This is a genomic window from Halorubrum sp. B52, assembly GCF_059752555.1.
On record NZ_MWTG01000018.1, the window covers coordinates 516,682 to 541,631 of the forward strand.

A 24,950-nucleotide genomic window follows, 5' to 3' on the forward strand; every position below is an offset into this window, starting at 1 on the left:
AGGTGTCTAAGATATGTATCTTAGACACATGTCTAGCCCCCTTGCCTTAGTTATCTTAGATTGTGTTCTTAGTTCTCTGTCTTAGCTATCTTTGTGAGATGGCTAAGAACAATATCAAGGCCACGAACAGCAGTTCTGTAACTTATCGGGTATTAGTCGATTCACTGAATACCGCTATCGATCGTTTACCCGCTGATCCGTCTGTGAGAACGCCTCAGTCGCCATGTCGGCGCGCTCAGCGGCCTCAATGTGCTGGTACGCCTCACGCACCTGTTCCTCGCTGTTGTCGAGATACCGCGCCGCAGCAGCGTAGCCGAACTGTCTAACGAGTACCTCTCCGACCCCCCGACGCCCGCCGTGCAGTTCGAGGTAGTCGCCGTCGAGTGAGAGGTCCAGCTCGTCACGACCCTCTGCGAGCGTGTCGTGCGTCCAGAGCCGTTCCATGATCGACCGGGCGCCGTCAGTGGTGAGCGGTTTCGGCGCGTCGAGATCGTGCTCGGCGGCGACGATCAGGTCGGGCGCCCCGCCACGAACCCGCTCGATCGCGTCGCCGTCGAGGCCGCCGTCGGCGAGCTCTTTGGTGACGTGTGAGGCGAGTGACGGCCGGTGCAGCGTCGTGAACACCGGCCACGATTTGGGTACGTCCAGCACCTCGGCGTATCGCTTCAACTGGGTGATGACGGGCTCCGGGAGCGAGGCTTCTTTCCACTCACGACTCTTGCGGAACACCGTCACGCTGCTGTCCGCGAACGACACGTCACGCCACCGGATCCCATTGCGGCCCTCGTGGTCTTCCTTCGGTGCGGAAAGGAATTCCGCGCCGCGGAGACCGGTGTAGGCGACGACGTACACGAGCGCCTGCTCGCGACAGCGCTGGTACGCCTCGAACCGAGCCCGCTGTTTGGCTTGCCATGTCTCGCTCTCTGGGTCGCCCCGGTCGGCGTGGGGCACCTCGATCGCGCCGAGCGCGTCGAATTCCTCGGAGACGCGACGATCGACGAACTGCGTAATCAGGTCGCGGTGGACCGGCTCCCACGCCTGCTGGTCACCTGGACGGCGCCCGTCGTTCTCGGGGAGCGGGTCTTCGGCATCTGACTCGCGGGCATAGTGCCTCGAGATGTAGCCCTGCGCGTGAGCCCATCCGCACCAGGACGCGACGTAGGCGTAGTAGGTGAGCACGGTGCCTGCGGCATACCCGGCGGTCGAGAGATAGCGGGCGTAGTCTGAGAAGACCGTCGTGTCAAGGTCTGCGAACTGGACGGTGTCGCCGTCGACGACGCCCGCCCACGACTCGGGAGGGGAGGTGTTCGCGGGATCAACGGTTGTGCCGAGACACCAACGTCGGAATCGCTGGAGCTCGCGTTCGGCGTCAGCTCGATACGCGCCCTCCTCGCCAGCGTCACCTTTCCCCTTGTCGGTAAGATATTTCGTGAATGTGGCCTCGATCGCGGTTTCGACGGAGCGGCGACCCGTCATTGGACCTCCGGAGTGTGGAGGTTATGCCGCCGGGATACCGATCCAGCAGCGGCAATCGGGCTGGAGCGTGCGTCGGTGGAAGCGTCGGCCATGATTCTGATTCTGCCTCGTTTGGGGCCACGGGTGGGGGCCACTAAGAACTTACTCCGTCTTACTCAACTAAGACAAAGTACTATAGAATCGCGGCTTTGCTTGATCCTGAGCTCTAAACGGCTGATTTCAGTCGAGAGAGCCTGTTTACTCCGTGTGAGATGGATTCTAAACCGTATGTCGCTATACAAAATTAGGCGAAACGCACGCCCACAGTTTCGGAGGATAGGCTAGTTTTGGATCGAATTGCCATCAAGTCGTGGTAATTCTCAGCAGTCGGGGAACGAGTTTGAATTTTTACTCTCGAACTACCGGACGAGCGTACGAAATTGCGTGGATTTTGGCGCTGCTGTATACGGTTGTCACTCTTGAGCGGCGGACCCAACGAGAGCTCAGCCGGTTAGTCGTGTGGAATCAACGCCGAGGCAACGAGTTCAACACACTCACCCGCAGTCAACACGGGTGCGTAGTCCATCTCTCCGTCGACACCTGCTTTCAGCAGGAAATCCGTCAGCCGCCAGATATTGTACAAGAGGACCGCGAACACGAAGTAGAACAGTCGGACACGGTAGTCTTTCGAGGAGGTCTTCGCGAGAAAGTCGTCCTTGATCGATTTGTACTCGCTCTCAATCTGCCACCGACGGCTGTAGCGCTGACAGAACGACTCGGCCTCCTCGGGATCGACTTGGAGATTCGTCGCGAAGACGGCCGTACCATCGCCACTCGTTGAGGGAACATACAGGAGACGCATTGGATGCGACCCAGATTCCACATGGATAGAAGCCGACTCAACAGCCACCTCTTGGTCGTCTTTGTCCATTTGGTCAAGCACCTCCCGTTCGGAGCTGGAGACCCGCTTCGGAATGAGGTAGTTCACATCGAGGTTTGAGAGCGTCTGGAACACTTGTATCGAGTCAAACTCTCGATCACACAGCACTGTCTCGATTGGAACGTGCTCTTTTGCTCGTCGAACGAGCCGTCGCACAGTACGATGGATCTGATTCGACGGGTTCTCATCCCACTCAGAGCTCTCTCGAACCGGCTCGACAGCCAAAATTAGCGGGATGTTCTGCCCGATGATCGACAGCGTCGCAAATTTGAACGCTCGACCGTCCCTATCTTTCGTCCCGCTGACCATCGGCATCTCCTCGACATCTCCATAATAGGGAATGGTGGTGATGTCGATCGCCGCAGTGACTGGACGGCGGAATGAGGATTCAGAAGCGATCTCGGAAAGCAAGCGATCCGTTGTCTCGTTGAAGCCGTCGACGAGTTCGTCAGGATCGAACTGCTTGACGGTGCGAAGGTGGGTATCGCCATGCGGGCCGTAGTCCTCGCCACGACGGTATTGGAAGCGAGTCGCTCCCTGCCCGGTTCCGCACCGAACCATCCCCATGAACGTCTGTAACTCGAAAAATTGCGTGTCCTCGTACGAGGCGTTCGACGCCCGACCAGAGTCGAAGTGTCCATAGGCGTGATCACGCGCGAGGCGCGTTGTCTGGATGATCTCCTCCTGTGAGAAGGATTTGTCTTCGACTGGGTCTGCGGCTTCTTGCTCATCGTCGACGATCTCTGCCTTAGGCCGCACCTCCGGCGCTGAGATGTCGCGATCGTGGACTTCCTTGATGACGAAGTGGGCGGCAGCGTGGATGTATTCGTGGGTTGCGTCGTCGAATCGATTTCGCCATGCCCGCGAGAACGCCGATTCGTCGGGCACTCGGCTGAAACCGAGGATAGTCGCCACTTCCGGTTGCCGGGTGAGTCGTCGAGTGAAGTCAGCGTACGAATCCCCAGTGATCTCCATGAACACGAATGAGAGGATCATCGCGCGAAAGGAGAGTGGCGCAGGATGCCACGCTGGATACCCGTCTTCGATCGCGTCTATCGCGTGATCGAGGTTCTCGAACACAGTAACGAGATCAGTTTCTTTGAGTTCGTTCCGGATGGCGATTCCTAGCTGGTACGATTCACACAGGGAGCGCATTTGAGGATTTTCAGTAGAGGATGAATCGTTCGAAGTGACCATACGTTAGCTTGGAAAGGTAGTAAGATCGATAATGTACTATATAATCGGACGGCTAAAAATAAGTAGTATATGAGCTAGATCAAATAACTGTTACTTTGATCGAACCTGTCCATATAGCAGAACAAAGAGTTCCGAGACGAGGACGCCAGCGCCAATAGCGAGTGCAACCTCTGGGCCCCGAAGCAGGTAACCGAGGGCAGCGGCGGCCACCACACCGATGACAGAAAGGGCAATCTTAGCCGTGCGAAACCGCGCAGAATCTGTGTTTGTCTGAGTCATGTCTTAGCTGTATTCGCAGGAAAAATAAGCGTTCAGTTACAATAGCCCGCGACAATACAGACGTACCCCAAAGAAAGCCCACAGCCATCACGTGAGATCGCCTCGACGACTAATAAACAGGCCCCGGAACAGATCAGATATCCTCCGATAGTGGTGATCAAGGGTAGACATCGAACCAAACAGGTACTTTGGCTGAGGCGGCCGCCCCCGAGTTTACACAGGATACCGACCAGCGTAGTACATTGGAAACAGGAGAGCAGCGAACTCTGTGAGACCTGAGCAGTAGAGAAAGCCTCAGAGGCACCCATCACTGAGTTCACAGAAGCAGAACCGCTCTGGTCCCTATTCGGGCGGCGAGCGTTTCGAATAGGAAGGTTGGTCGTCCGGGTTCCGACCATTGCGGGCTCTTTTGTGCTCTGATCTTGGCCGAACGTCATCAGCTCGGCCTGAAACTGCTCAGCATCTGAAGTACCGTTATTGACCTTTTCGATTGTTTTTGCCCCCGACAGGGTTGGGTGAGAAGCGATACCGAAGGCGGTTGCCGCCCGGCGCTTATCATCTCGGTCAATAGTGACAGCAAACAATGAGCCGACGTTCGCTGGGTCGCCTTGTACAGATGTGTCGCGCGGATCAACTGCCCGGTTACCCACGGGCTCGAAAGGAACGATTATGACTCGAGGGTCCTCGTTGCCTCTACGACATCGGATATGTGATCGCATATGTTCTCTTTGTCGGCGCGAATACACCGGAATCGGTCGTCAAGCGTCTCCGCGTGGCGTACCGAATCGTCGGCGTCCGGATCGTCGAGACGCCGCAAGTCGATTCAGTTGAGCGGACGATCTTCCTGTGTCCATAATGGAATTTGGCTGCCAACTGGTTTGGTGAGAAGTGGATTTGTCATGACATTCTCGACCGCGTTGACGACGGATACGTGACGTATCTCCGCCGGCACAAGGGAATAGAGTACCAGCGCCCCCGCGGGTGTGCCGACCTCGCTTACTGCGACGAGTCCGAGTACTGTTACTCGGAGGTTTCCGGACTCGAGTAGGCCTTCTATGGATAAGAACCCCCTCCGCAAGCGTGTCACCGACCAGTTCTCCTACCGCGGTGAACGGGCCGGCATCTGGCGGGCGTTCGACCTCCTGCTCGACACTGACGAGTTTCTTAATCTCGGCTACTCGGAGTGGTACCAACCGCATGTCGTCGGGTCGAGTCAGCGTCGCCTTGTTGGGGAGGTCGGATCGAGGGTCGCGTCGTACCTGCCCGCCACGGACGGCATTCGGCTCCTCGGTGTGGGGTGTGGACGGGGTGGTCCGGCGATCCACCTCGCCGATCGATTCGGATTCAGCGTCACTGGACTAGACCTCGTTCCGTACAACATCGAGCGGCGATTACCAAGCAGGTGAGAAATGCGCACCACGCGTTGCCGTTCCTCCAGCACGTCATCCTTGTTGTGAAGAGGTGACCTTCGCTCCTCACACGAACCGAGAAAGAATCGAGCCTCCGCGTCGGCGTTTGAGCGTTCCACGGACGGTTGGAACGACCTGCGGGATGTTCTCCAGTCGCGTGTAATCGACGAGTTCGAATCGCTCGTCGTCCCGGAATATCTCGTGGGTGTTGCGATTCAGGTGACAACCGCCAGCGACGGTATGCCACGCTGGAGCGAGTACGTCGTGTGCGACACCGATAGCACCATCTCCGCGGACGTGTTCGAGGAACCGGAACTCGCCGCCCGGCTTCAGTACCCGTGCAACCTCGGAGAGCGCAGTATCGAAATCGGGGATGGTGCAGAACACGAGTGATGCGATGACGACATCGAACGAGTCGTCCGCGAACGGGAGTGTTTCCGCTCCGGCACTCTCTATCTCGATATCGAGTCCCAGTTCGCGTGCTCGTTCGACTGCTTGCCGGCGCATGTGGGGGTCTGGCTCAATCGCGAACAGCGTGAGATCGTCACCATCAGTAGCGGCTTCTGCGAAGTACGGAAACATCGCGCCCGTCCCCGTACCGAGGTCCAGAACCCTTCCGGCGAGCTCGTCCACGAGGTAGCGTCGATGGTCGGCAAGTACCGATAGCTCCGCCGGCTTCATCACCGGATCGTACAGTCTTGCGAATATCGGATGAGATGGGTCAGTCATCTGTTTTCCTCCCGTTCAGTTTCTGATATATTTCTTGCATGTTTTGACTCAGTTCCATGTCCATGTGTTGCGTACCACTGCGACTCGGGCCACTGGAAACCGCCTTCACGGTAGACATCGAAAACGCCCCGCTCGATGTCGTCTCGTATGATGTCAGCGGTCGTCTCGTCGACGCTCACGAAGTGACACAGCGGGTGGCCCGGATATGCGACTGCATTTTCAAGGACCCCCACGACGAGGCCAGTCGACGGCGCACGAACGACTTCGACTTCGTCTTTGAAGTGATCAGAAATCGTGAACAGCGGTTCGCCATCTTCAACGAGGGGGTGTGGGCCCCACTTCATCTCGACGAGCCCACCAGTGTCGGCGCGGAGCCACGTCTTCTCACCATCACGGGCGATGACGCGTGTCCAGCCGGGCCAGGAAACCGGTTGGTTGGGAAGCACCTCGTGTTCGGCGAGGACGCTCGCGACGCAGTGGAGCGCTCGGTCGAGGTGCGCGGTCTGGAATCGATGGGCGCGCCCCATCTCGACCGTGACCGTGGGGATACCGTCCTGACAGGCCACGCGTCGGAGTGTCCCTCCTGAACCCTCGCCATCGAGGATGACGCTCGTGCCGAACGCGCGGGCGAGTCGTTCGACAGCGGGGTCGTTCATGTCGGCGCGGACGTGATACATTGTCGTTCGGTTGCGCGTCGACGTGTGGAAGTCGAGACCGAAGTCACACTTCGAAACGAATTCCTCGTAGATGGCGTTGGCGAGTCGTTTTGCGGTCGTACTCCGTGAGTTGCCGGGGAACGAGCGATTGAGATCTTCGTCGTAGATGGGGATATAGCGCTGTTGGGCGAGAAAGCCTGGTACGTTCAACACGTGCAGGCAGACGAGCGCTCCGTGAATGTCCTCGGGAGCGTAGTGGCCCGCGACTTCCTGGATTATTTTGATGCCGTTGAGTTCGTCGCCGTGAACTGCTGCAGTCAGAAAACCTGTGGGTCCAGATCGTGTGCCGTTGATGACCGTGACCGGAATCTCAATCGGATCGTCGTTAAATGTCGTTCCGACGGCGTACCGGAACTGAACCTTCCTGCCTGAAGGGACCACGTGGTCCCCCACTTCGAGCGACTGGTGGCTGTCGACAGTCATGGACCATCTCTCCGTGAGGTGTTGGTGCGTTCCTGTGGTTTTTGTCGCTGGTTCGGACGACCGATGAATCTGGGAACTGACTCACGGTACGTTTCGTACGCTTCTCCGTACTGTTCGCTGAGCCACGGTTCCTCTGCGAGCGGTGTAAGCAGGAACCAAACGATACCGAGCAGGGCGAGTACCGCCGTCATCTAGGATCCAGCGAGAACCGCCCCGCCGACGAGCATCGCGATGTAGCTGACGTACTGTGGATTCCGAGAATACTGATATGGTCCAGCGGTGTTCAACTGCCCTTCGAGACCGGCACTCTCGTGGAACCCGAGCCGCCACACAGCCCAGAGTGAGACGGTGGCACCGACCAAGAGCAACAGGAGACTGGCCATCTGAATCAGTATCGATGGCCGGTACCAACTCCACAAGTCGAGATACGCAGCACCGAACAGACTGCCGCCGTAGACGACCCAGGCAGTCCAGCTGAGCCAGAACGTCCAGTTGCGGGTGCCGTGGGGCCAGAACCGGTGAGACTGGCTCTGGATACTCACGAGGAGCCCACCGAGAAGTATCCCTCCAGACAGGAGGCCCAGACCGAACAGCGATGTCGTGATGACGGGCATGGTTGTAATAGTAGGCTACGCAGCCACCGAGAGATCGACGTTCCGCAGTCTGCGCGCATTAATCGCGACGATAATCGTCGATAGCGACATGAACACGGCACCGATCGCCGGTGAGAGGAGGATGCCGATGGGCGCAAGTATCCCCGCTGCCAGGGGGAGGGCGAATACGTTGTACCCGGTCGCCCACACGAGGTTCTCCTGCATCTTCCGGTAGCTCGCCTTCGACAGCCGGATGAGCCGGACGACGTCCAGGGGGTTGTTGTCGACAAGGATAATGTCGCCTGACTCGATGGCGACGTCCGTTCCCGAGCCGATGGCGATGCCGACGTCGGCGCGGGTGAGCGCGGGGGCGTCGTTGACGCCATCGCCGACCATCGCGACCAGCTTCCCCTCTGATTGGAGCTGTTCGACTTTCGTGTCCTTCTCCTCAGGCAGGACCTCCGCGAAGTACTGGTCGATGCCGAGTTCCTCGGAGACAGCCTTCGCGACGTCCTCGGAGTCACCAGTCAGCATCGCTACCTCGATATCCATCCCGTGAAGCGCCTCTATGGCCTGCCGGCTTTCTTCCCGAATAACGTCCGCCAGCGCGAATGCTGCGACAACTTCGGATTCGTCGTGAACCAGGTAGATAACCGTCTCTGCGTTAGAGCCAGCTTCTTCCGCGAAGGCAGCGATGTCGTCAGATCGTTCGATACCGAATTTCTCAATCAGGTTCGGTCCACCGATATGAACCGTCTCGCCGTCCACGGTGGCTCTGACGCCGAGACCGCGGAAATTCTCAAAGTTCGAAACGCTCGCTCGCTGGATGTCCCGTTCCTGGGCGGCGTCCCGGATGGCGCGAGCGATCATGTGCTCGGAGTCACCCTCGACACCAGCGGCGACTTCGAACGCTCTCTCTTCACTCCAGTCACCTGCCGTTTCGACACCGACGACGCCCTGTTCGCCCTTCGTGAGTGTCCCGGTCTTGTCGAACATCACTGTATCGAGGTTGCGGGATTCCTCCATCGCGATGCGGTCGCGGATGAGCATCCCGTTCTGCGCAGCTGTGGAGGTGTTAATCGCGACGACGAGCGGGACAGCGAGTCCGAGTGCGTGAGGACATGCGATGACGAGGACCGTCACGACACGTTCGAGGACCGTGATGTTGAATCCGACCGCGACGACCCACGCGACGGCCGTGATAGCAGCGACAGCGAGTGCAACGTAGAACAGCCAACCGGCGGCCCGGTCAGCCAAGAGTTGCGTCCGTGATTTCGACTGCTGAGCCTCCTCGACCAACCGCATGATACCCGCTAGCGCCGTTTCGTCGCCGGTTTTCGTGATGCGCACACGGAGGCTCCCGTCCTGATTGACCGTGCCAGCGACGACTTCAGATTCAGGTTCCTTGTCTACAGGACGGGACTCACCAGTGATCATCGACTCGTCAACCGAAGACTCGCCCTCGACGACATCACCGTCTGCGGGAACCGACGCGCCCGGCCGGACGAGAACAACGTCGCCCTCACCAAGTGAGGAGACGGGGACCTCTTCCGTATCCCCGCTTTCAGTGACGCGTTCTGCAGTATCAGGCATAAGCTTCGCGAGCTCGTCGAGCGCGCCGGAGGCTGCCCGGACCGACCGCATCTCCACCCAGTGGCCCAACAGCATGATGTCGATCAGCGTGACGAGTTCCCAGAAGAACGGTGTCGTCCCCTCAAGGAACAGACTCGCAACCGAATAGACGAACGCGACGGTAATCGCCAGTGAGATGAGCATCATCATCCCTGGCTCGCGAGTCTTCAGTTCGGTACGTGCCATCGAGAGGAACGGCACGCCACCGTACGCGAAGACGATCACCGCGAGAACCGGCGTGATCCAGACGCTGCCTGGGAACGACGGAGCAGTGTACCCAAAGACGTCCTGAATGAACTCGCTGAAGACGATGACTGGAATCGAGAGGACGAGTGACACCCAGAACCGCCGCCGGAACAACTGCTCGTGACCAGTGTGATCCGTGTGTCCGCTATGATCGTCGTGTCCGTCCTCGTTGACGTCTGCACCGTGGTCGTGCCCGTGGTGAGTAGGCTCTGTCTCTGTAGAAGGTGGCGATTCAGTGTCGGCGTGATGGTGACCGTGTTCGGCGTTGTGATCGTGCTGTGCGCGTTCCTCCGTGGAGTCGGGTTCGGTACGAGCCTCGTCCCCTGTCGCGTGAGTATCGTGTTCTGGGGAATGTGAGTGCTGCTCGGATGTCGCACGAGCCGTTGGACGCGCTTCTTCGTCTGCGTGTAACTGGCAGACTCGGCAGCAGTAGACGGGACCGTCGGTCTGGGGGGATGTCTGGGAATTCGATGCGGATGTGTCGGATTTCTCGTGATTTGGATTGTTGCTCATTTATTGGGTATTGATGTCGTCCCCCATGGTTTAGTCCTGCCCCAACATCGCGGAGGAGGTCAAGAAAGCCCGACGTCAAAAGGAACGGCTGGGCCTCTGGTGACGACGGTTCGGTGGTTTTCAGGCGTGTGCCGTATATCCAGCGTCTTCGACGGCCTGGACGAGTGTCGTGACGGCAGCGTCGCCGTCGACATCCGCCTGTCCAGCCTCGCGATCGGCGCTCGCATCAGTTACGCCGCTAACCTCTCGGAGCGCATCTTCGACGGTCTGTTCACAGTGCCCACAACTCATCCCTTCGACGGTGATGGTCTGACTCATATCCACTAATGAATAGGGGAGGATATGCTATGTGGTTTTCTGCTTAGATTCCAAAGTGAATTATGTCGTAGATCAGTAGTGTCGAAGGCGTCTTGTGGACAACAATAATGTAATCCGCGAGACGAGGCATCAGTATGCGCAACTTGGATGAAACCGATCTTGAAATTCTCTCGTTACTGGCTGAAAACGCTCGCCGCCCGTTTAGCGATATCGGCGAGGAAGTCGACCTGTCGGGGCCAGCGGTTTCTGATCGAGTGAAACGGTTACAGGAAGCGGACATCATCAAAAATTTCACGATCGATGTCAATAGGGCCCACCTCCGGGCCGGTGTTCCAGTGTTTATCCAAGCCGAGATCAGTCCGGGATCGCTGGAGGCAGCCCGTACCCAGGTTCGCGAGTCAGACGGCGTCGAACACGTCTTTACGACATCTGAGGGAGAACTTTGGTTCTACGCTCGCGTCGAAGCACAGAACATTCGTCGGTGGGTGAATGGACTCTTCGACGAGATCGAGATAACGGAGTATACAGTCACACTCGTTGACGACGTCGAGTGGACACCATCCGTCGATGGGGTTGGTTTCGCTCTTACGTGTACCGAGTGTAACAATACCGTCGATAATGAGGGTGAGACGACGAGGATCGACGGCGAGATCTATCACTTCTGCTGTTCGTCCTGTCTGTCACGGTTCGAAGACCGATATCAGCGATTAGAAGAAGGCGTATAACCGACTTTGAAATCTTAATTTTGACAGGGCCTAAACCAGCTTTCTCGTAACAGAAAACCGTCTAAATATGGACCCCCTATAGTAGAATGAGTATGACAAGCCGAACTACACATCTCGATATCACAGGGATGACCTGTGCCAACTGCTCGGCGACAGTTGGCGACGCGCTAGAGTCCCTCGACGGCGTCAGCGAGGCGAACGCGAACTTCGCCACGGATGAGGGCTCCGTCGAGTACGATCCTGACGAGGTAACGCTCGAAGAGATATACGAGGCGATCGAAGATGCCGGGTACGGGGCAGTGTCTGACACGGTGACTATCGGCATCTCCGATATGACCTGTGCCAACTGTGTACAGACCAATGAGACTGCCCTTGAGAACACGCCAGGTGTCATCGCAGCCGAGGCGAACTTCGCCACCGACGAAGCCCAAGTCCGGTACAATCCCGCGGACACGTCGCTGGATGCGCTCTACGATGCCATCGAGAGCGCGGGCTACTCGCCCGTCCGAGAGGACGGCGACGACGGCGACTCCGGTGAGGACGCGCGCGACGCCGCGCGGCAGGCCGAAATACGAAAACAGCTCCGACTGACACTGTTCGGGGCAGTCCTCTCTGCGCCGTTGCTGTTCTTCCTCATCGACAACTATCTTCTCGGCGGCGCCTTCGTCCCCGAGACCGTCTTCGGCGTGGAACTCGGTTGGGTCGAGTTCCTGCTCGCGACACCGGTACAGGCGCTTCTCGGCTGGCCGTTCTACAAGAACTCGTACAATGCGCTGGTGAACAACAAGCGTGCCAACATGGACGTGCTGATCGCGCTGGGATCGACCACCGCCTACGTCTACTCCGTTACTGTGCTACTCGAGGTGATCGCCGGCGGTCTGTACTTCGACACGGCGGCGCTTATCCTCGTGTTCATCACGCTGGGCAACTACCTCGAAGCCCGTTCGAAGGGACAGGCCGGTGAAGCACTCCGCAAGCTGCTAGAGATGGAGGCGGAGACGGCGACAGTCGTCGACGAAGACGGCAACGAAGAGGAGATTCCGCTCGAAGACGTCAAAGTCGGTGACCGGATGAAAGTCCGGCCCGGCGAGCAGATCCCGACCGACGGTGTCGTCGTCGACGGGCAGTCGGCCGTCGATGAATCGATGGTGACCGGCGAGTCCGTGCCCGTCGAGAAAGGCGAGGGCGATGAGGTTGTCGGCTCGACGATCAACGAGAACGGCGTGCTCGTCGTCGAGGCCACGAAAGTTGGGGGGGACACCGCCCTCCAGCAGATCGTCCAGACGGTCAAAGAGGCCCAGTCCCGTCAGCCCGACATTCAGAATCTCGCGGACCGCATCTCCGCATACTTCGTGCCGGCGGTCATCGCGAATGCCGTGCTGTGGAGCGTCGTCTGGTTCCTGTTCCCGGAGGTACTAGCTGGCTTCGTCGACTGGCTCCCGCTGTGGGGGCAGGTCGCCGGGGGGCCCGTGGGCGGAACCGTCACGGTGTTCGAGTTCGCTATAATCGTGTTCGCCTCGGCAGTCCTCATCGCGTGTCCCTGCGCGCTGGGGCTGGCGACGCCCGCCGCGACGATGGTTGGGACCACAATCGGCGCACAGAACGGTGTCCTGTTCAAGGGTGGTGACATTCTCGAGCGCGCCAAGGACGTCGACACCGTCGTCTTCGACAAAACCGGCACGCTCACCGAGGGTGAAATGGAGCTGACTGATGTCGTCGTCTTCGACGGAGATGGCCAGCCTGTCACCGACGGTGGGGATCCTGCTGCCGATGGGGGCCAGCTGACGGCTCGTGACCGACTCAGTGAGGACGACGTGTTGCGGCTCGCGGCCAGCGCCGAAAGCGGCAGCGAACACCCCCTCGCCCGCGCCATCGTCGAGGGTGCCGAAGAGCGCGGGTTAGACGTCACCGCCCCGGAGGCCTTCGAAAACGTCCCCGGTCACGGGATCCGTGCGACGGTCGGCGGGAGCGAGGTGTTGGTCGGCAACCGCAAACTCCTCCGCGACAACGATATCGATCCTGCGCCCGCGGAGGAGACCATGGAGCGCCTCGAGAACGAGGGCAAGACCGCGATGCTGATCGCCGTCGACGGTGAGCTGGTGGGTGTCGTCGCCGACGCCGACACGGTCAAAGAAACCGCGAAGAATGCGGTTAGCGCGCTCCAGGAGCGCAATGTCGACGTGATGATGATCACGGGAGACAACGAACGGACCGCTCGTGCGGTCGCGAAGCAGGTCGGTATCGACCCGACCAACGTGCGTGCAGGGGTACTCCCAGAGGACAAATCCGATGCCGTCGAGTCCATTCAGAACGAGGGCCGGCAGGCGATGATGGTCGGTGACGGCGTCAACGACGCCCCCGCACTCGCCGTCGCACACGTGGGTACGGCGATCGGGAGCGGGACGGACGTCGCCATCGAGGCGGCTGACGTGACGCTGATGCGGGACGATCCGCTGGACGTGGTGAAGGCGATCCGTATCTCCGACGCGACGCTACAGAAGATCAAGCAGAACCTCGTCTGGGCGCTGGGCTACAACACCGCGATGATCCCGCTGGCATCTCTCGGACTGCTCCAACCAGTTCTGGCTGCGGCGGCGATGGCATTCTCCAGTATCTCGGTGCTGTCGAACAGCCTGCTGTTCCGTCGGTACACGCCCGACCACGATTACGAACTGTTTGGGAAGCTCCGGTAATCACGCGTCGTTCCAGTCTATCATGTCCAACATTTCCCGTCGTGCGGTACACGCATACCTCGTCGAGACGGCCGATACCGAGCCCACCTACCTCCGGGCGCATGACATCGCCAGCGACCTCGACGGATCGCCGAAAGCCGTCGCACAGTATCTGAGCCAACTTCAGGACGACCTCGCCGATGTCTCGCTCGAACAGTGGGGGCGCTCGAAGAGCACAACGTGGCGAGTCGAGGTGAACAAGTCGTGAGCACTGCCACACAGCGCGTCGAAACCGTCCTCCCCGACACGGGGACTCGCGAGTGGTGGGCGCTGTATCTGCTTGCCCCGGTCGTCCTCATCGGTGTAGCGCTCCTCGCATTCCCGACGCTCGTCTACGATCGGTTCGTCTGGCAGTATCTCTGGGGCCCAGTCGTCGCCGACGCCGCCAGCCAGCCGGTCACGCACGAGGGAATACGGGCCGTCCGGGGGTATACTGTCGTGAACACGGCGACCTATCTCGCTGCGGTCGTGTACAGCCTCCCCGGCCTCCGAGCGTATCTCGACCACCTCGGTGTCACGTTCGACGCGCGACTCGCATACGGGTTCGCGCCGATAATTGTCGCCGGCGGGGCGATGCGTGCATTCGAGGATATCGGACTGCTCGGTGACTACGCGGTGTGGTTCATCACCCCGTCGATCTATTTCGTCGTCACAGGCGTCACCGTCTTCGCGCTCGGCGTTGGCGCACTCGTGCGCGATAGGGGCATCGGGTCCATTCCGGCGACGGTCGGCGTCGTCGGGGCGGTCTGGGCCGTCGGCGCCGTCGGATGGGCACTCTGGCACGGACTCTCGACGGCGACCCCGCTCCGCCTGTGGGTCCCCGTCGCGACGACGGGAATCGCCCTCGCCGTGACCGCGCTCTACTACTGGGGGACGAGCTTCATCGACGGCACACAGCTCCGGCACCCGCTCTTTCTGCTGGCCGTCTTCGGACAGACGTGGGACGCCGCACAGAACCTCATCGGCGTCACGTTCCTCGGTTATTCCCCGAAGCTGGTCATCACGAACTTCGTGTATCAAGCGACTGGCTTCTCCGGGTCGACGTTCGTCCTCAAACTCCTCGTGACCGGCGGAATCGTCTGGATTCTTGCGGACGCGAAAGACGAGATGAACCACACCTGGTGGTGGCTCATGACGTTCTTCATCGGGGCGATCGGGCTCCCGATGGGTGTTCGTGGGTCGCTTCGGATGATGCTCGGAGTCTAATACCAGAACGATAGAGAAACGGATGTTTTCAAACCAATACATCACAGTAGTCGGCTCCGTCTCAGAGCAGTGCCCAGCCGTCGCTATGGTTGCTGATAGCATACCCCTGGGACAATACAATAGCTGGTCCCTCGATCACCGGACATTCCTACCATTACCGGTACGATGAATCAGACACCGACAGTCGCGGTACTGGGTGGCGCAATGGCCGGATTAGCGGCTGCAGAGGGGTTTCATAGCGGCGGATTTGATGTCGAGCTCTACGAACGCCAGACGTACAACGAGAAACGCGTCAACTGTGGCGAAGCGATGACCGCAGCCTCTACAATTCCCCTTGAGAAGACCGCAGAAAACGGGTTCATTAATTCGCTTCCAGAGATGGAAGTCGAAGTGTACGATGGCGTCCAGCCGGGTCGTCAGTACACTGGACGCGGGAAGTTCACTGCATCAGACGCCTACATCACCGACCGTAACGTCGTCGAACAATCGTGGGCACACCGCCTGACACAGAGAGGGGTAGACGTCAACGAGAATCGGTCGATCATACCGACTGAGTTATTCGAGTTCGCAGACGGGTACGATGTCGTCGTCGACGCCACTGGCCAGCCCTCGCTTACCAGCAAGGCACTTGGTTCCACTGACGAATATTCTGGACATCTCGTTGCACTCAACGCCGATGTCACGGGGGATTTCAGCGACGTATACCCCAACAGCCGAATTGTACTCGAAAACTACACCGGATACACCTGGGCGTTCACCAAAACACCGAATCGCGCCAACGTTGGAATCGGATGGGCTGTCAGTGACCGCCCGGACGACTACATGGCAGCGTTCAAACGTGCCTGTGAGCGCAATGGATGGCCCACGCCGACACGGAAACGGACAAACGTCGCGATTATCCCGGAAGGCCCTAGTCTCGATCCCCAGCGAACCTATCACCCCGACCACTCTATTGTGCGTGTAGGTGATGCTGCCGGGATTGCAAACCGGCTTACGGGAAAAGGAATCTCACAGGCCATTCAATCGTCGTATCTCGCAGCGGAACTGGCGTCTGAGGATCGATTGGAAGCATATCCGGAACAGCTGTATCGGGAAATGAAACCTGAATACCTGCTAGCAACGGTTATTCGGTACTTCACCGAGACACGGCAGCCACGGGTCCTCGGTAAAGCAATTCAAACCGGCTCTGGAATGGACATCGAAGCTGTCGATCGCTCGCCGCGGGACGTACTGACCCGACTCGCACGGCATCCGCGTTTGTTCGTTCAGATAGTTGGCAACCGAAGAGTTCTCCGGCGCATCTATAGAGCAGCTACCAATCAGTGGGAATATAGTACGACATCCCAGACGTCTCTCCGTACCCCGTAGGAAGGTCTGTCCTCCGTTGCGTTGGTAGCTTCACCGTGATGGGCTGTCCGAGCATCGCGGCTTCCGCCTCGATGCCGCCAACGTCCCAGCCGACGACGCCGATACCACCGATCATCGGCGTGTGGCTATCGGTTCCGACGAGGGTGTCGGGGAAGCCACTGCTCGCCATCACGCTCTCGGGCGTGGACGACCTGGCCGAGGTACTCAAGGTTCACCTGTTGGACGATCCCCGTTCCCGGCGGCACGACGCGGAAGTCGTGAAGGCCTGTTGGGCCCACTTGAGCACTCGGTAGTGTTCACCGTTGCGCTCGTACTCCAGTTCGACGTTCTTCTCATACGCGTCCTCAGGGCCGAAGTAGTCGACCTGAACGCTGTGGTCGATGACGAAATGGGACGGGATATTCGGCTCGACGAGGCTTGGATATTCGCTCTTGCGCTCAACCGCCGAGCGGAGTGCCGCGAAGTCGACGACGGCGGGGACACCGGTAAGGTCCTAGAGAACGACCCGCGATGGCGTAAACGGAAGTTCGACATCCGGCACGTCAGGCTGCCACGAAGCAACGTCCCGAACGTTCTCGGTAGTAATGGTGTCGCCGTCGACGTTCCAGAGGACAGGCTCGGAGGAGGACACGATAACCGGAAGGCGATCCAGTTTACACAGGCCGGCCTCTTCGAGAGCGATGAGTTCCGCTATTTGATAGGTACCCCGTCGAACTCGAATTCACGTATCGTGTCGAAGGGGGATTGTCCATGAAGTGAGCTATACCCGCCCAGATGTTGAATTCTTGTCCCAGAATAAGCTATTTACTGTACATACGTTATCTAAATGCCGCAGAGGGATTCTATCAGAGAATTCGGTTAAGCGCTTCCGAGATTGTGCGGGCTCTGACGATACGGAGCCCTGAAACCGCTACTTCTGTCGGTTCGTCTGCGGGGATGACCAGCACCTGTGCATCAAGTGCTCGCGCTGCTTGGGCTTTCGTCTCGATCTCCCCAACGGGAAGCAACGCGCCCCCGTCATCGACGATTCCCGTGATGAGCGTCTCCGGTGTGAGTGACTGCTGGCGGAGGCTGGCGACGAGGGCGACCGTGAGTCCTGCTTCCCAGCTCTTCCCGCGAAGCGCGAGTACACCGTCCGTGGGAGAATCGAACGTGACGTGCGTCGCCGTTCCGGCCAACGAGCTATCGGTGAGCCGCGTGGCCGTCGCAATCGCTTCACGGAGCGCGAGCTGGAGGTCGTGGCGGACTTCGATTCCATCCAAATTCACGAACAACTCGCCCTCGCCGTCGGTGAACTCGAATGTCACCGGGACCATGAGGCCGCTATCGGATCCGTCGACTGCTGGAAGATAGTACCGTGTTGTTGCGGGAAGTGTGGCCCCGCCAGCGAGCGTCGCCAGCGACTGAAATCCCTCCCCCGCTCGCGTGAGCCCGAAAACCGCACCGGCGCCCCCAAGGTTCCCCAGGCCGAGTCCGGCAAGAAACCCCCGACGCGACAGAGCCGTCTCTTCAATCCGGCCGATTACGTCGTGCTCCGTATCAGCTGACCGAGAGACGGAAGCGGGTTCGTCGGGTGGCATGGTAGTACGGTTACCGGCTACAGTTAGTATTCGTGTGAGTCAGTAACAGGCCGAGGGTAATAAAGGCTCTTCACAGTGTGGACTTCGAACGGGTACGCCTATTTTGACTGCGCTCTCACGTATGAAACGGTCGTCATCACATATGCCGTCACAGTACCGGTCACTGGTCGGGTTGACTATCGTAAGTAGCGTCGTGACCGGTATCGGCGTGTGGAGTGCCTATCAGTTCGAACTTGTCCTGCTTCAGGTGACGACCGCAAGCACGTGGACTCTTCTGGTTGGGCTCATCGAGGAAGCGTTCGTCCGTCTCATTCCCTTGATACTCGTTTTCTACGGCTGGAGCTACTGGCAAGGCCAACTCCTCTCGAAAAACGAGGGACTACTCGCCACCGTGGCCTCCGGTCTGACAGTCGCCTTCCTCGAACTGGTGCTCAAACTCGAATACCTGTCACGTCTCAAGGCGACAGCCCAGTTCGACTCGCTCGTGCTCCCGCTGCTGTTCGTTCACCTGCCGTTCGCACTCATTGCCGGGCGGTTCGCGTACGCGCTCGGCGAGCGGATTCATCATACCGACGAGGTCGGCCTCCCGTCGCTGTCGCGACGACATCTGGCGGTACTCGGTCTCGGGTATCTCGGCCTCGCCGGACTCCATATCGGGTACAATCTACTTGTACGGTGAGAGGGGTCGCGCTGCTGAAAACGTCCGGGGGTGATTAGTGGTCGTCGCCGAGGGCGGTCGAAATCATCCCGTTCAGTTCTTCGAGCTTCTCGCGGACGCTAGCGGGCTTGTCGGCTGGCGGATCCTCTAGGGCAACCTCCTCGTGGGGATCCGGTTCGCCGACGATGACACTTCCGATCATTCCAAGAGTTTCGTGGGGCGTACAGTAGTAGTGGTAGACCCCTTCGGTCTCGAACGTGTGTTCGAACGTTGCCCCCTGTTCAGAGACGATGCCACTGTCCCAAGACGTCGCTCCGTCGGGGACGAGCTGGGGCTGGTCGTTGTCGGAGTGGTACGCGGTCGTCGAGTGACTCCCGCTCTCGTTGTGCCAGGTCACGGTTCCACCGACGTTCACCCGCACGACGTGTGGCTCGAAGTGGTAGCTCTCGTCTTCGGTAATCATGTTCACTTCGGCCGTATCGGACGGCGCTCCGACCGCTTCGTCATGGCCCCCATCGTCATCGTGACCGCCGCTTTCTTCATCGCTGGGATCAGACTCCGTGCTGGTCTCGTCGGTACCACTCTCAGTCGGCGATCCGCTCGCTGCCTCGCTGTCGTTGTTCTGAGTCCCGGTACAACCGGCGAGGCCAACGACTGCTGTACCGCCAGTCAACTGGAGTATCCGTCGACGTGTGAGTGAATCGGTCATGTCATCCGTCACCTTACACGTGAACATACGCACTCGGGGCATATAGTCCGGAACGTAGATTTGCTGGGTCAGCAAATCGGCGTTTCTTTATATACCCATCAACAAAATTGTAGAATGTGAGTGAAGAGCGAGACATCTCGGGCGTCCTCGCCATCCTCGACGACGACTATGCACGGGCGATCCTCGAGGCGACTCGCCAAACACAGATGTCTGCTAAAGAACTCAGCGAAGAGTGCAATATGTCCGTCTCGACGGTTTCCCGGCGAGTTAATACGTTGCTTAAGTACGACCTGCTAGTCGAACGAACGCACATGGATCCCGACGGCCATCACTACAGCGAATACGAAGCCCAACTCGACCGGGTTGAGGTTCAACTTCTGAAGTCTGGGTTCGATGTCCGCATCGAACTTCGGGAGGACGCCCCCGACAGATTCTCTCGGTTGTGGGATACAATGAGGAACGACTAACCATGCACATCGGTCTCGTCATCGCAAAACTCGTCACCATGACACTCGGATTCGTGATCGCATACCAAGCCTATCGGGGATACCGTCGATCCAACAGCCAATCGATGTTGTACCTCGCCGTCGGGTTCGCAATTATCAGCTTCGGTGCAATTATTGAAGGAGTCTTGTTCGACGTTGTTGGCCTGACGTTACACAATGCTGGAATGGTAGCGACAGCAACTGTCGCGCTCGGGATGCTCACGATCCTGTACTCCCTATACGGACGCAACTCGCGGAAACTGGAGGACTAAGAATGGTGGACGCAACAACAGCGGTACTCGTGGCCGTTCGCTTGCTCGTTCTCACACTCGGTATTCTGATCACGTACTACAGTTTTGAGGCGTATCGACGAACAGGCACGTACTATATGCGAAACGCCGCGATCGGTTTCGGGATCATCACTCTCGGTGTCTTCATCGAAGGAGTACTGTACGAATTCGCGGGAGTCGACCTCGCTATCGTCCACGTCATCGAATCAGTCGCTATCGGCCTCGGATTCGTGGTTCTTCTCATCTCGCTTCGCCGGTAGCTCCAGACCCCTCTCGCAAAACGAAAGGCAAGGATCTCAAAACAAAATTAAGAGGTTTGGGGGCTGTCGGGACAGATTCCTAGGCCTGACTCAGAAAGCGGTTCACCGGGCGAAGGAATTGTAAAGCCAGGCGAAGGCGTACACGAGGACGAAGCTGGCCACCGCGGCTTCAACGATACCTGCTACCGTCCCGACGCCGGTCGGTTCGAAGAACAGGTGCCACTGTTCCATTGCCTCAATCCCTCGCTCGTAGACTCCAATCGCTCCGATGACACCGAAGAGGAGCATCACGATGGCAGAGACGACGGCAGCAGCACCTGCCAGCGCTAGTACATCGAAGGACATCGTGCGGGGCTCGGATTCCGTGTCATGCGCGTCCTGAGTTCTAGTGGTCGTGCTCATACGTAGAGATACGCAGGACTCATTCAATTGAGTTTCTCTTACAATTCGAAAGACTAGTTGGGTGGGAACATGCCACGATAAGGTACGGGACAGAAGCAGGATATAGAGTCTCTCTGCCTTATATGTCGCCCGAAGGGCACTAACGGTTTACCAACTAGAACCCGAGTGTTCTGTAATCAATTGGTTGGGATAGTATGTCACGCGGGAAGTTGCTCACTCTGGCAGCCTGTGCTTTCGAATTCAAATTTTATAGAGAGCCAAAAGCACACATTACTAAGGAAAATCGACAAAACACAGGCCTGTAATAGTCTACGTATGCAAGCCGCCCTCATCAACGGAATCCTCGAATCGCTACGGATCGGTGTCGGCTTTCTCTGGACAGCGGCCTGGGCGATAATTATGGGCCTCACGATCACGAGCCTCGTCCAGGTCTACGTCTCGAAAGAGCGGATGGCACAGGTTCTTGGAGAGGGAGATTTGAGCGGGCTCACGAAAGCAACGGTTTTCGGTGCTGCGAGTAGCGGCTGTAGTTTCGGTGCAGTAGCGATTGGTAAGGGATTGTTCAAAAAAGGAGCACACACGGTGAATTTCCTCGCATTCATGTTTGCTTCGACGAATCTCATCGTAGAATTGGGGCTGATGATCCTGATTCTGCTGGGGTGGGAGTTTCTCGTCGCCGAGCTCCTGGGTGGCCTCATCCTTATCGCTGTAATGGCGCTCCTGGTCCATCTGACACTCCCGGAGAACCTCTTTGAGGAGGTTCGGGAAGAACTGAATCAACGTGATCATGAACACGGCGTCGCCGAGGACCCCACGTGCGGGATGGAGGGCAAAAACGAGTATTCGCTGACGACCGACGGTGGTGAGACGCTGAAATTCTGCTCGAAAGGATGTATGGAGACATATCAACAGAAAATCGCCAGTTCCGGTGGGTGGCGTGACGAACTCCTCTCGTGGGGTGGGTGGTACAAGGTCGGGAACCAATACCGCAAGGAGTGGTCAATGATCTGGAAGGACGTCATCGCGGGCTTTCTGATCTCAGGGTTCGTCATCGTCTTCGTGCCGCAGTGGGTGTGGAACACGCTCTTCCTTCAGGGCGACAGTTTGCTGGTGAGCGCAGAGAACGCCATCATGGGCGTGACGATCGCTGTTCTCAGCTTTGTCGGCAGTATGGGCAATGTCCCCTTTGCCGTCGCGCTCTGGGGCGGTGGGATCAGCTTTGCGGGCGTCATCGCGTTCGTCTACGCCGACCTCATCACGATTCCTGTCCTCAACGTTTACCGGAAATACTACGGCTGGAAGGTGATGCTGTACATTCTCGGCATCTTCTTCGTGACGATGGCCTTCACAGGCTTCCTCATGGAACAGCTGTTTGATGTTCTCGGAATTGTTCCAAACCTCGCTGGTGGAGAAACGGCGACTGAGCAGACATATTTTAAACTCGATTACACATTCTACTTGAACATTATCGCATTCGGGCTCACTGGATTCCTCCTCTACGTCCACCGGCGTGGCCTCGGTGCCCCCGGCCAGTACCGCGATCCGGTCTGTGGAATGCGGACCGACGAGAAGGGACCGACCGTGACCCACGACGGGGAAACGTACTACTTCTGCTCTCAAACCTGTAGGCGAAAATTTGAAAAGAAGCCGAATGAATTCGCTCATCAGAAACCAGAATTTCAAGATCACAGTCACGACCACTAACGCCAGTAGAGTGGGATAGTCATTTGTCTAGATTCGAACTCTTTTTCATTATCAGTGGAGAGTGCTTCACAAATCAACACTTAAACCGCTCCCAGCCTGTTTAGCCCTATGACAAAAACAACAAGCGAAATCCAATCTCTCGGTCAGATTCTCGAATCGAGTACGTGGCTTAACTTGATACTAGCCATCCAGCTGGTGGTTGGAATCACTTACGTGTATGTGACAGGAGATACCGTGGGACGATGGACTCACTTCGTTATACCGTTTATTTGGTTTACCGCATCTGGATGGGTTTTATGGCATACCCGTCCCCCTACAACGGGCTGGATATACCGAGTCGGTGCCGGATTATTTGTCGCAATCTACTTTCTCGTTATGTTATATTTTTCAGGGTTAGTGGGCCCATCTACCTCTCACCTCGGGCAACTCACTGGGGCCACCGATTACGGCTTGACGTGGGGGCGCTCACTAGGCTGGAGCCCCGTTCTACTCTACACTGGGAATATAATTACAGCTACAGTCATACCCTATCAAGCGGTCGGCCTGTTCGCAATGGCATATCTTGTATATGACGCATTACTGAGCTTCTCTCAGTCAGCGGTTGGGGGCGTTATAGGAATCGTGGCGTGTCCGGCCTGCGTCAGCCCAATCGCGCTGGCACTTGTGGGCGGAGTGGGTGGCACTACAACGACAATATTGTTCGGTACCTATGGATATGAATTTGCGACAGTCCTATTTCTTTTAGGGCTAGCCATTCTCTATCATCGAAATCGGCTTGCGATAGTAGTCTCGCAGTCACAGGGAAGCTAACTCGATTGAATGCGTTCTACCCACTTTGCGCCAGTGTTACAACGGTTAGCTGGTAGAATATTGACGGGTCGTGGGACACACAGAGGGGATAGACAGCCACACTGAACTGTTCGTATCTATCGAAACTGGTACAGTAATGACTCGTGAACACCAGATAATGAATGGTAGCTATTCCGGACTGAGGTGGAGTATATGAATAAACGGCGAGCGGACATCCTCGCCAGTCTCCTTGTCACTGCTGTCCTCCTCATCGGCAGTGCGCTCAGTTGGCAAGCCTACCAGCAACAACAATCCATCGAGCAAATGGGGTCGATGATGGGAATGGATTCATCGGTAGGGGCGATGCATGGGACGAACCCCATCTGGTACATCGTTGGGACTCTTCTCGTCTCAGCTGTCATTATTGGGGGATATCTTTTGATTCGGAACGACCTCACTAACACAGCTGTACCCGACGACACGCAGGCCAAGACGGAGAGTCAAACTGTTTCCGAGACGGATAACTCGCCCGAGGAAGCGGCCCAATCGAGCGGTGTTATCAATCCAGAATCTCAACCGCAGGCACGTGTGTTGGACCTGCTGCCCGATGACGAACGTCGTATCCTCGAGCCAGTCCTCTCCTCACCCGGCATCACCCAGATCGAATTGCGGGACCGATCGAACTTCTCGAAGAGCAAGGTGAGTCAGACAGTGAGTGCCCTCGAGAAACGTGGGCTGTTATATCGTGAACGGCAGGGGCGAACGTATCGTATCTATCCGAGTGATCATTTACAGGAGAATCAAGCACAATAACGGGGTATTCCTTCTACCAGACGGAACAGGCCGAGTACATCGAGGTCAAGTTCCGAGGCGGTCCACGAAACGTGCAAAAAGCGGGGAGCTCCTCGAATTCGGTGGGTATGAACGATCTCATCTGTGAAAAACAGTTAGAACGTCCGATACACGTTCTCGAACGTTCTCCTACGTGGATCCACATCCAATGTAATAACTCCCGAGCGGTCCTAGGAGTAACCGAGGAGAAAGACGATGACCAACTTCAAACTCGGCCGCTGGCTGTTGGTGGCACTCGCGATCATCGGACTCGTGTTCGCCGCCCCCGCGGTCAGCGCACACGGCACTGACACGACCGCAGACGACGCGCCCACGGACAATGCCACCGCAGATGAATGGGCCACGTGGATGGAGGTACAAATGACCGAACACATGGGCCCTGATAGTGTCGAGTGGATGGAGTCGAACATGGGTGTGACCGTCGACGAGATGGCCCAAGACATGGCTGAGGAGGAATACCACGACGGTGCTACCGACGGATACAACGGCGGGATGTACGGTCAGAGCCACTGCTGACGGCCCCCGGCCGTTTCGATCGCTTCGACTGAACACGCAATTCACCAATCCACGACAATGACACAACTCACCACTCCCATCGGACGCACTGCTCGTCGACTCACAATACTCGCTGTTCCGCTGTTGGTCGCGGCGACTGGAACGGCTGCTGCCCACGGTAGTGGAAGCTACGGCGGCGGTATGATGGGCGGCGGCTGGGGCGGTATGGGCGGACTCGGCGGCTT

The 24,950-nt window shown here is 57.9% G+C and carries 27 protein-coding genes and 2 pseudogenes; 16 read left to right on the forward strand and 13 right to left on the reverse strand.

The window, feature by feature from the left end:
* Nucleotides 1-174: 174 nt before the first annotated feature.
* The 4 genes from B4V04_RS19595 to B4V04_RS19610 all read right to left on the reverse strand — a co-directional run bounded on the left by B4V04_RS19595 (nt 175) and on the right by B4V04_RS19610 (nt 4,590).
* The gene (locus B4V04_RS19595; RefSeq protein ID WP_498233330.1) at nt 175-1,476 is read right to left on the reverse strand and encodes a site-specific integrase; all 1,302 of its coding nucleotides are present in this window, start codon (nt 1,474-1,476) and stop codon (nt 175-177) included.
* Nucleotides 1,477-1,966: 490 nt separating this feature from the next.
* Complete coding sequence (locus tag B4V04_RS19600; protein ID WP_498233386.1) at nt 1,967-3,550, reverse strand: transposase; 1,584 nt, start codon at nt 3,548-3,550, stop codon at nt 1,967-1,969.
* A gap of 132 nt (nt 3,551-3,682) precedes the next feature.
* Nucleotides 3,683-3,871 carry a hypothetical protein gene (locus tag B4V04_RS19605; protein WP_498233331.1) on the reverse strand — a complete coding sequence of 63 codons (189 nt, stop codon included), beginning with the start codon at nt 3,869-3,871 and terminating at the stop codon, nt 3,683-3,685.
* Nucleotides 3,872-3,903: 32 nt separating this feature from the next.
* On the reverse strand, nt 3,904-4,590 hold the full coding sequence (locus B4V04_RS19610; protein ID WP_498233332.1) for a halocin C8-like domain-containing protein: 687 nt from the start codon (nt 4,588-4,590) through the stop codon (nt 3,904-3,906).
* Nucleotides 4,591-4,926: 336 nt separating this feature from the next.
* On the opposite strand from B4V04_RS19610, the gene B4V04_RS19615 reads away from it, so the two are divergent.
* The gene (locus tag B4V04_RS19615) at nt 4,927-5,277 is read left to right on the forward strand and encodes an SAM-dependent methyltransferase (RefSeq protein WP_498233333.1); all 351 of its coding nucleotides are present in this window, start codon (nt 4,927-4,929) and stop codon (nt 5,275-5,277) included.
* A 69-nt stretch (nt 5,278-5,346) separates the two neighbouring features.
* On the opposite strand, the gene B4V04_RS19620 is transcribed toward B4V04_RS19615, so the two are convergent.
* The 4 genes from B4V04_RS19620 to B4V04_RS19635 all read right to left on the reverse strand — a co-directional run bounded on the left by B4V04_RS19620 (nt 5,347) and on the right by B4V04_RS19635 (nt 9,733).
* A complete protein-coding gene (locus tag B4V04_RS19620; RefSeq protein ID WP_498233334.1) occupies nt 5,347-6,009 on the reverse strand; it encodes a class I SAM-dependent methyltransferase in 663 nt (220 codons plus the stop codon).
* Entirely contained in the window at nt 6,006-7,148 is a 1,143-nt protein-coding gene (locus tag B4V04_RS19625; RefSeq protein ID WP_498233335.1) for a succinylglutamate desuccinylase/aspartoacylase family protein, read from the reverse strand. The genes B4V04_RS19620 and B4V04_RS19625 overlap by 4 nt, the downstream gene beginning before the upstream one ends.
* Nucleotides 7,149-7,339: 191 nt before the next feature.
* Complete coding sequence (locus B4V04_RS19630; RefSeq protein WP_498233336.1) at nt 7,340-7,762, reverse strand: methyltransferase family protein; 423 nt, start codon at nt 7,760-7,762, stop codon at nt 7,340-7,342.
* 15 nt (nt 7,763-7,777) lie between these two features.
* Complete coding sequence (locus tag B4V04_RS19635; protein WP_498233338.1) at nt 7,778-9,733, reverse strand: heavy metal translocating P-type ATPase; 1,956 nt, start codon at nt 9,731-9,733, stop codon at nt 7,778-7,780.
* A 33-nt stretch (nt 9,734-9,766) separates the two neighbouring features.
* Between B4V04_RS19635 and B4V04_RS19640 the strand changes: the two genes are divergently transcribed.
* Nucleotides 9,767-9,976, forward strand: coding sequence for a hypothetical protein (locus B4V04_RS19640; RefSeq protein WP_498233339.1), 210 nt, complete (start codon nt 9,767-9,769; stop codon nt 9,974-9,976).
* Between the two features lie 276 nt (nt 9,977-10,252).
* On the opposite strand, the gene B4V04_RS19645 is transcribed toward B4V04_RS19640, so the two are convergent.
* On the reverse strand, nt 10,253-10,450 hold the full coding sequence (locus B4V04_RS19645) for a heavy-metal-associated domain-containing protein (RefSeq protein WP_498233340.1): 198 nt from the start codon (nt 10,448-10,450) through the stop codon (nt 10,253-10,255).
* 134 nt (nt 10,451-10,584) lie between these two features.
* On the opposite strand from B4V04_RS19645, the gene B4V04_RS19650 reads away from it, so the two are divergent.
* The 5 genes from B4V04_RS19650 to B4V04_RS19670 all read left to right on the forward strand — a co-directional run bounded on the left by B4V04_RS19650 (nt 10,585) and on the right by B4V04_RS19670 (nt 16,481).
* Nucleotides 10,585-11,175 (forward strand): AsnC family transcriptional regulator, encoded by a 591-nt coding sequence (locus B4V04_RS19650; protein WP_311173236.1) that lies wholly within the window; start codon nt 10,585-10,587, stop codon nt 11,173-11,175.
* 92 nt (nt 11,176-11,267) lie between these two features.
* Complete coding sequence (locus B4V04_RS19655; RefSeq protein ID WP_498233342.1) at nt 11,268-13,868, forward strand: heavy metal translocating P-type ATPase; 2,601 nt, start codon at nt 11,268-11,270, stop codon at nt 13,866-13,868.
* A gap of 22 nt (nt 13,869-13,890) precedes the next feature.
* A complete protein-coding gene (locus B4V04_RS19660) occupies nt 13,891-14,115 on the forward strand; it encodes a DUF7123 family protein (protein WP_498233344.1) in 225 nt (74 codons plus the stop codon).
* Nucleotides 14,112-15,113 carry a DUF63 family protein gene (locus B4V04_RS19665; protein WP_498233345.1) on the forward strand — a complete coding sequence of 334 codons (1,002 nt, stop codon included), beginning with the start codon at nt 14,112-14,114 and terminating at the stop codon, nt 15,111-15,113. Before B4V04_RS19660 ends, B4V04_RS19665 begins: the two co-directional genes overlap by 4 nt.
* A gap of 204 nt (nt 15,114-15,317) precedes the next feature.
* A complete protein-coding gene (locus B4V04_RS19670; RefSeq protein WP_498233346.1) occupies nt 15,318-16,481 on the forward strand; it encodes an NAD(P)/FAD-dependent oxidoreductase in 1,164 nt (387 codons plus the stop codon).
* On the opposite strand, the pseudogene B4V04_RS19675 reads toward B4V04_RS19670, so the two are convergent.
* Nucleotides 16,426-16,914 (reverse strand): annotated as a pseudogene (locus tag B4V04_RS19675) (aconitase family protein); the annotation flags it as partial. The gene B4V04_RS19670 and the pseudogene B4V04_RS19675 sit on opposite strands and share 56 nt — an antisense overlap.
* 412 nt (nt 16,915-17,326) lie before the next feature.
* On the reverse strand, nt 17,327-18,061 hold the full coding sequence (locus tag B4V04_RS19680) for a S16 family serine protease (RefSeq protein WP_498233347.1): 735 nt from the start codon (nt 18,059-18,061) through the stop codon (nt 17,327-17,329).
* A 121-nt stretch (nt 18,062-18,182) separates the two neighbouring features.
* Between B4V04_RS19680 and B4V04_RS19685 the strand changes: the two genes are divergently transcribed.
* A complete protein-coding gene (locus B4V04_RS19685; RefSeq protein ID WP_498233348.1) occupies nt 18,183-18,740 on the forward strand; it encodes a hypothetical protein in 558 nt (185 codons plus the stop codon).
* Nucleotides 18,741-18,774: 34 nt separating this feature from the next.
* Here the strand turns inward: B4V04_RS19685 and B4V04_RS19690 are convergent, their stop codons facing one another.
* A complete protein-coding gene (locus tag B4V04_RS19690) occupies nt 18,775-19,428 on the reverse strand; it encodes a cupredoxin domain-containing protein (RefSeq protein WP_498233387.1) in 654 nt (217 codons plus the stop codon).
* Nucleotides 19,429-19,544: 116 nt separating this feature from the next.
* Between B4V04_RS19690 and B4V04_RS19695 the strand changes: the two genes are divergently transcribed.
* The 3 genes from B4V04_RS19695 to B4V04_RS19705 are packed head-to-tail and all read left to right on the forward strand — an operon-like array spanning nt 19,545 to nt 20,463.
* Entirely contained in the window at nt 19,545-19,895 is a 351-nt protein-coding gene (locus B4V04_RS19695; protein ID WP_498233349.1) for an ArsR/SmtB family transcription factor, read from the forward strand.
* 2 nt (nt 19,896-19,897) lie between these two features.
* A complete protein-coding gene (locus tag B4V04_RS19700; RefSeq protein ID WP_498233351.1) occupies nt 19,898-20,185 on the forward strand; it encodes a DUF7521 family protein in 288 nt (95 codons plus the stop codon).
* 2 nt (nt 20,186-20,187) lie between these two features.
* Entirely contained in the window at nt 20,188-20,463 is a 276-nt protein-coding gene (locus B4V04_RS19705) for a DUF7521 family protein (protein WP_498233352.1), read from the forward strand.
* A 102-nt stretch (nt 20,464-20,565) separates the two neighbouring features.
* Here the strand turns inward: B4V04_RS19705 and B4V04_RS19710 are convergent, their stop codons facing one another.
* On the reverse strand, nt 20,566-20,865 hold the full coding sequence (locus B4V04_RS19710; protein WP_498233354.1) for a hypothetical protein: 300 nt from the start codon (nt 20,863-20,865) through the stop codon (nt 20,566-20,568).
* Between the two features lie 315 nt (nt 20,866-21,180).
* Here B4V04_RS19710 and B4V04_RS19715 point away from each other — a divergent pair, with 315 nt between their 5' ends.
* The 5 genes and pseudogenes from B4V04_RS19715 to B4V04_RS19735 form a co-directional block, all read left to right on the forward strand.
* Entirely contained in the window at nt 21,181-22,569 is a 1,389-nt protein-coding gene (locus B4V04_RS19715) for a permease (protein WP_498233356.1), read from the forward strand.
* A gap of 108 nt (nt 22,570-22,677) precedes the next feature.
* The gene (locus B4V04_RS19720) at nt 22,678-23,379 is read left to right on the forward strand and encodes a DUF7546 family protein (RefSeq protein WP_498233357.1); all 702 of its coding nucleotides are present in this window, start codon (nt 22,678-22,680) and stop codon (nt 23,377-23,379) included.
* Between the two features lie 192 nt (nt 23,380-23,571).
* Complete coding sequence (locus B4V04_RS19725) at nt 23,572-24,171, forward strand: helix-turn-helix transcriptional regulator (protein ID WP_498233358.1); 600 nt, start codon at nt 23,572-23,574, stop codon at nt 24,169-24,171.
* Nucleotides 24,172-24,405: 234 nt separating this feature from the next.
* The gene (locus B4V04_RS19730) at nt 24,406-24,726 is read left to right on the forward strand and encodes a hypothetical protein (protein WP_498233360.1); all 321 of its coding nucleotides are present in this window, start codon (nt 24,406-24,408) and stop codon (nt 24,724-24,726) included.
* 57 nt (nt 24,727-24,783) lie between these two features.
* Nucleotides 24,784-24,950 (forward strand): annotated as a pseudogene (locus tag B4V04_RS19735) (SHOCT domain-containing protein); the annotation flags it as partial.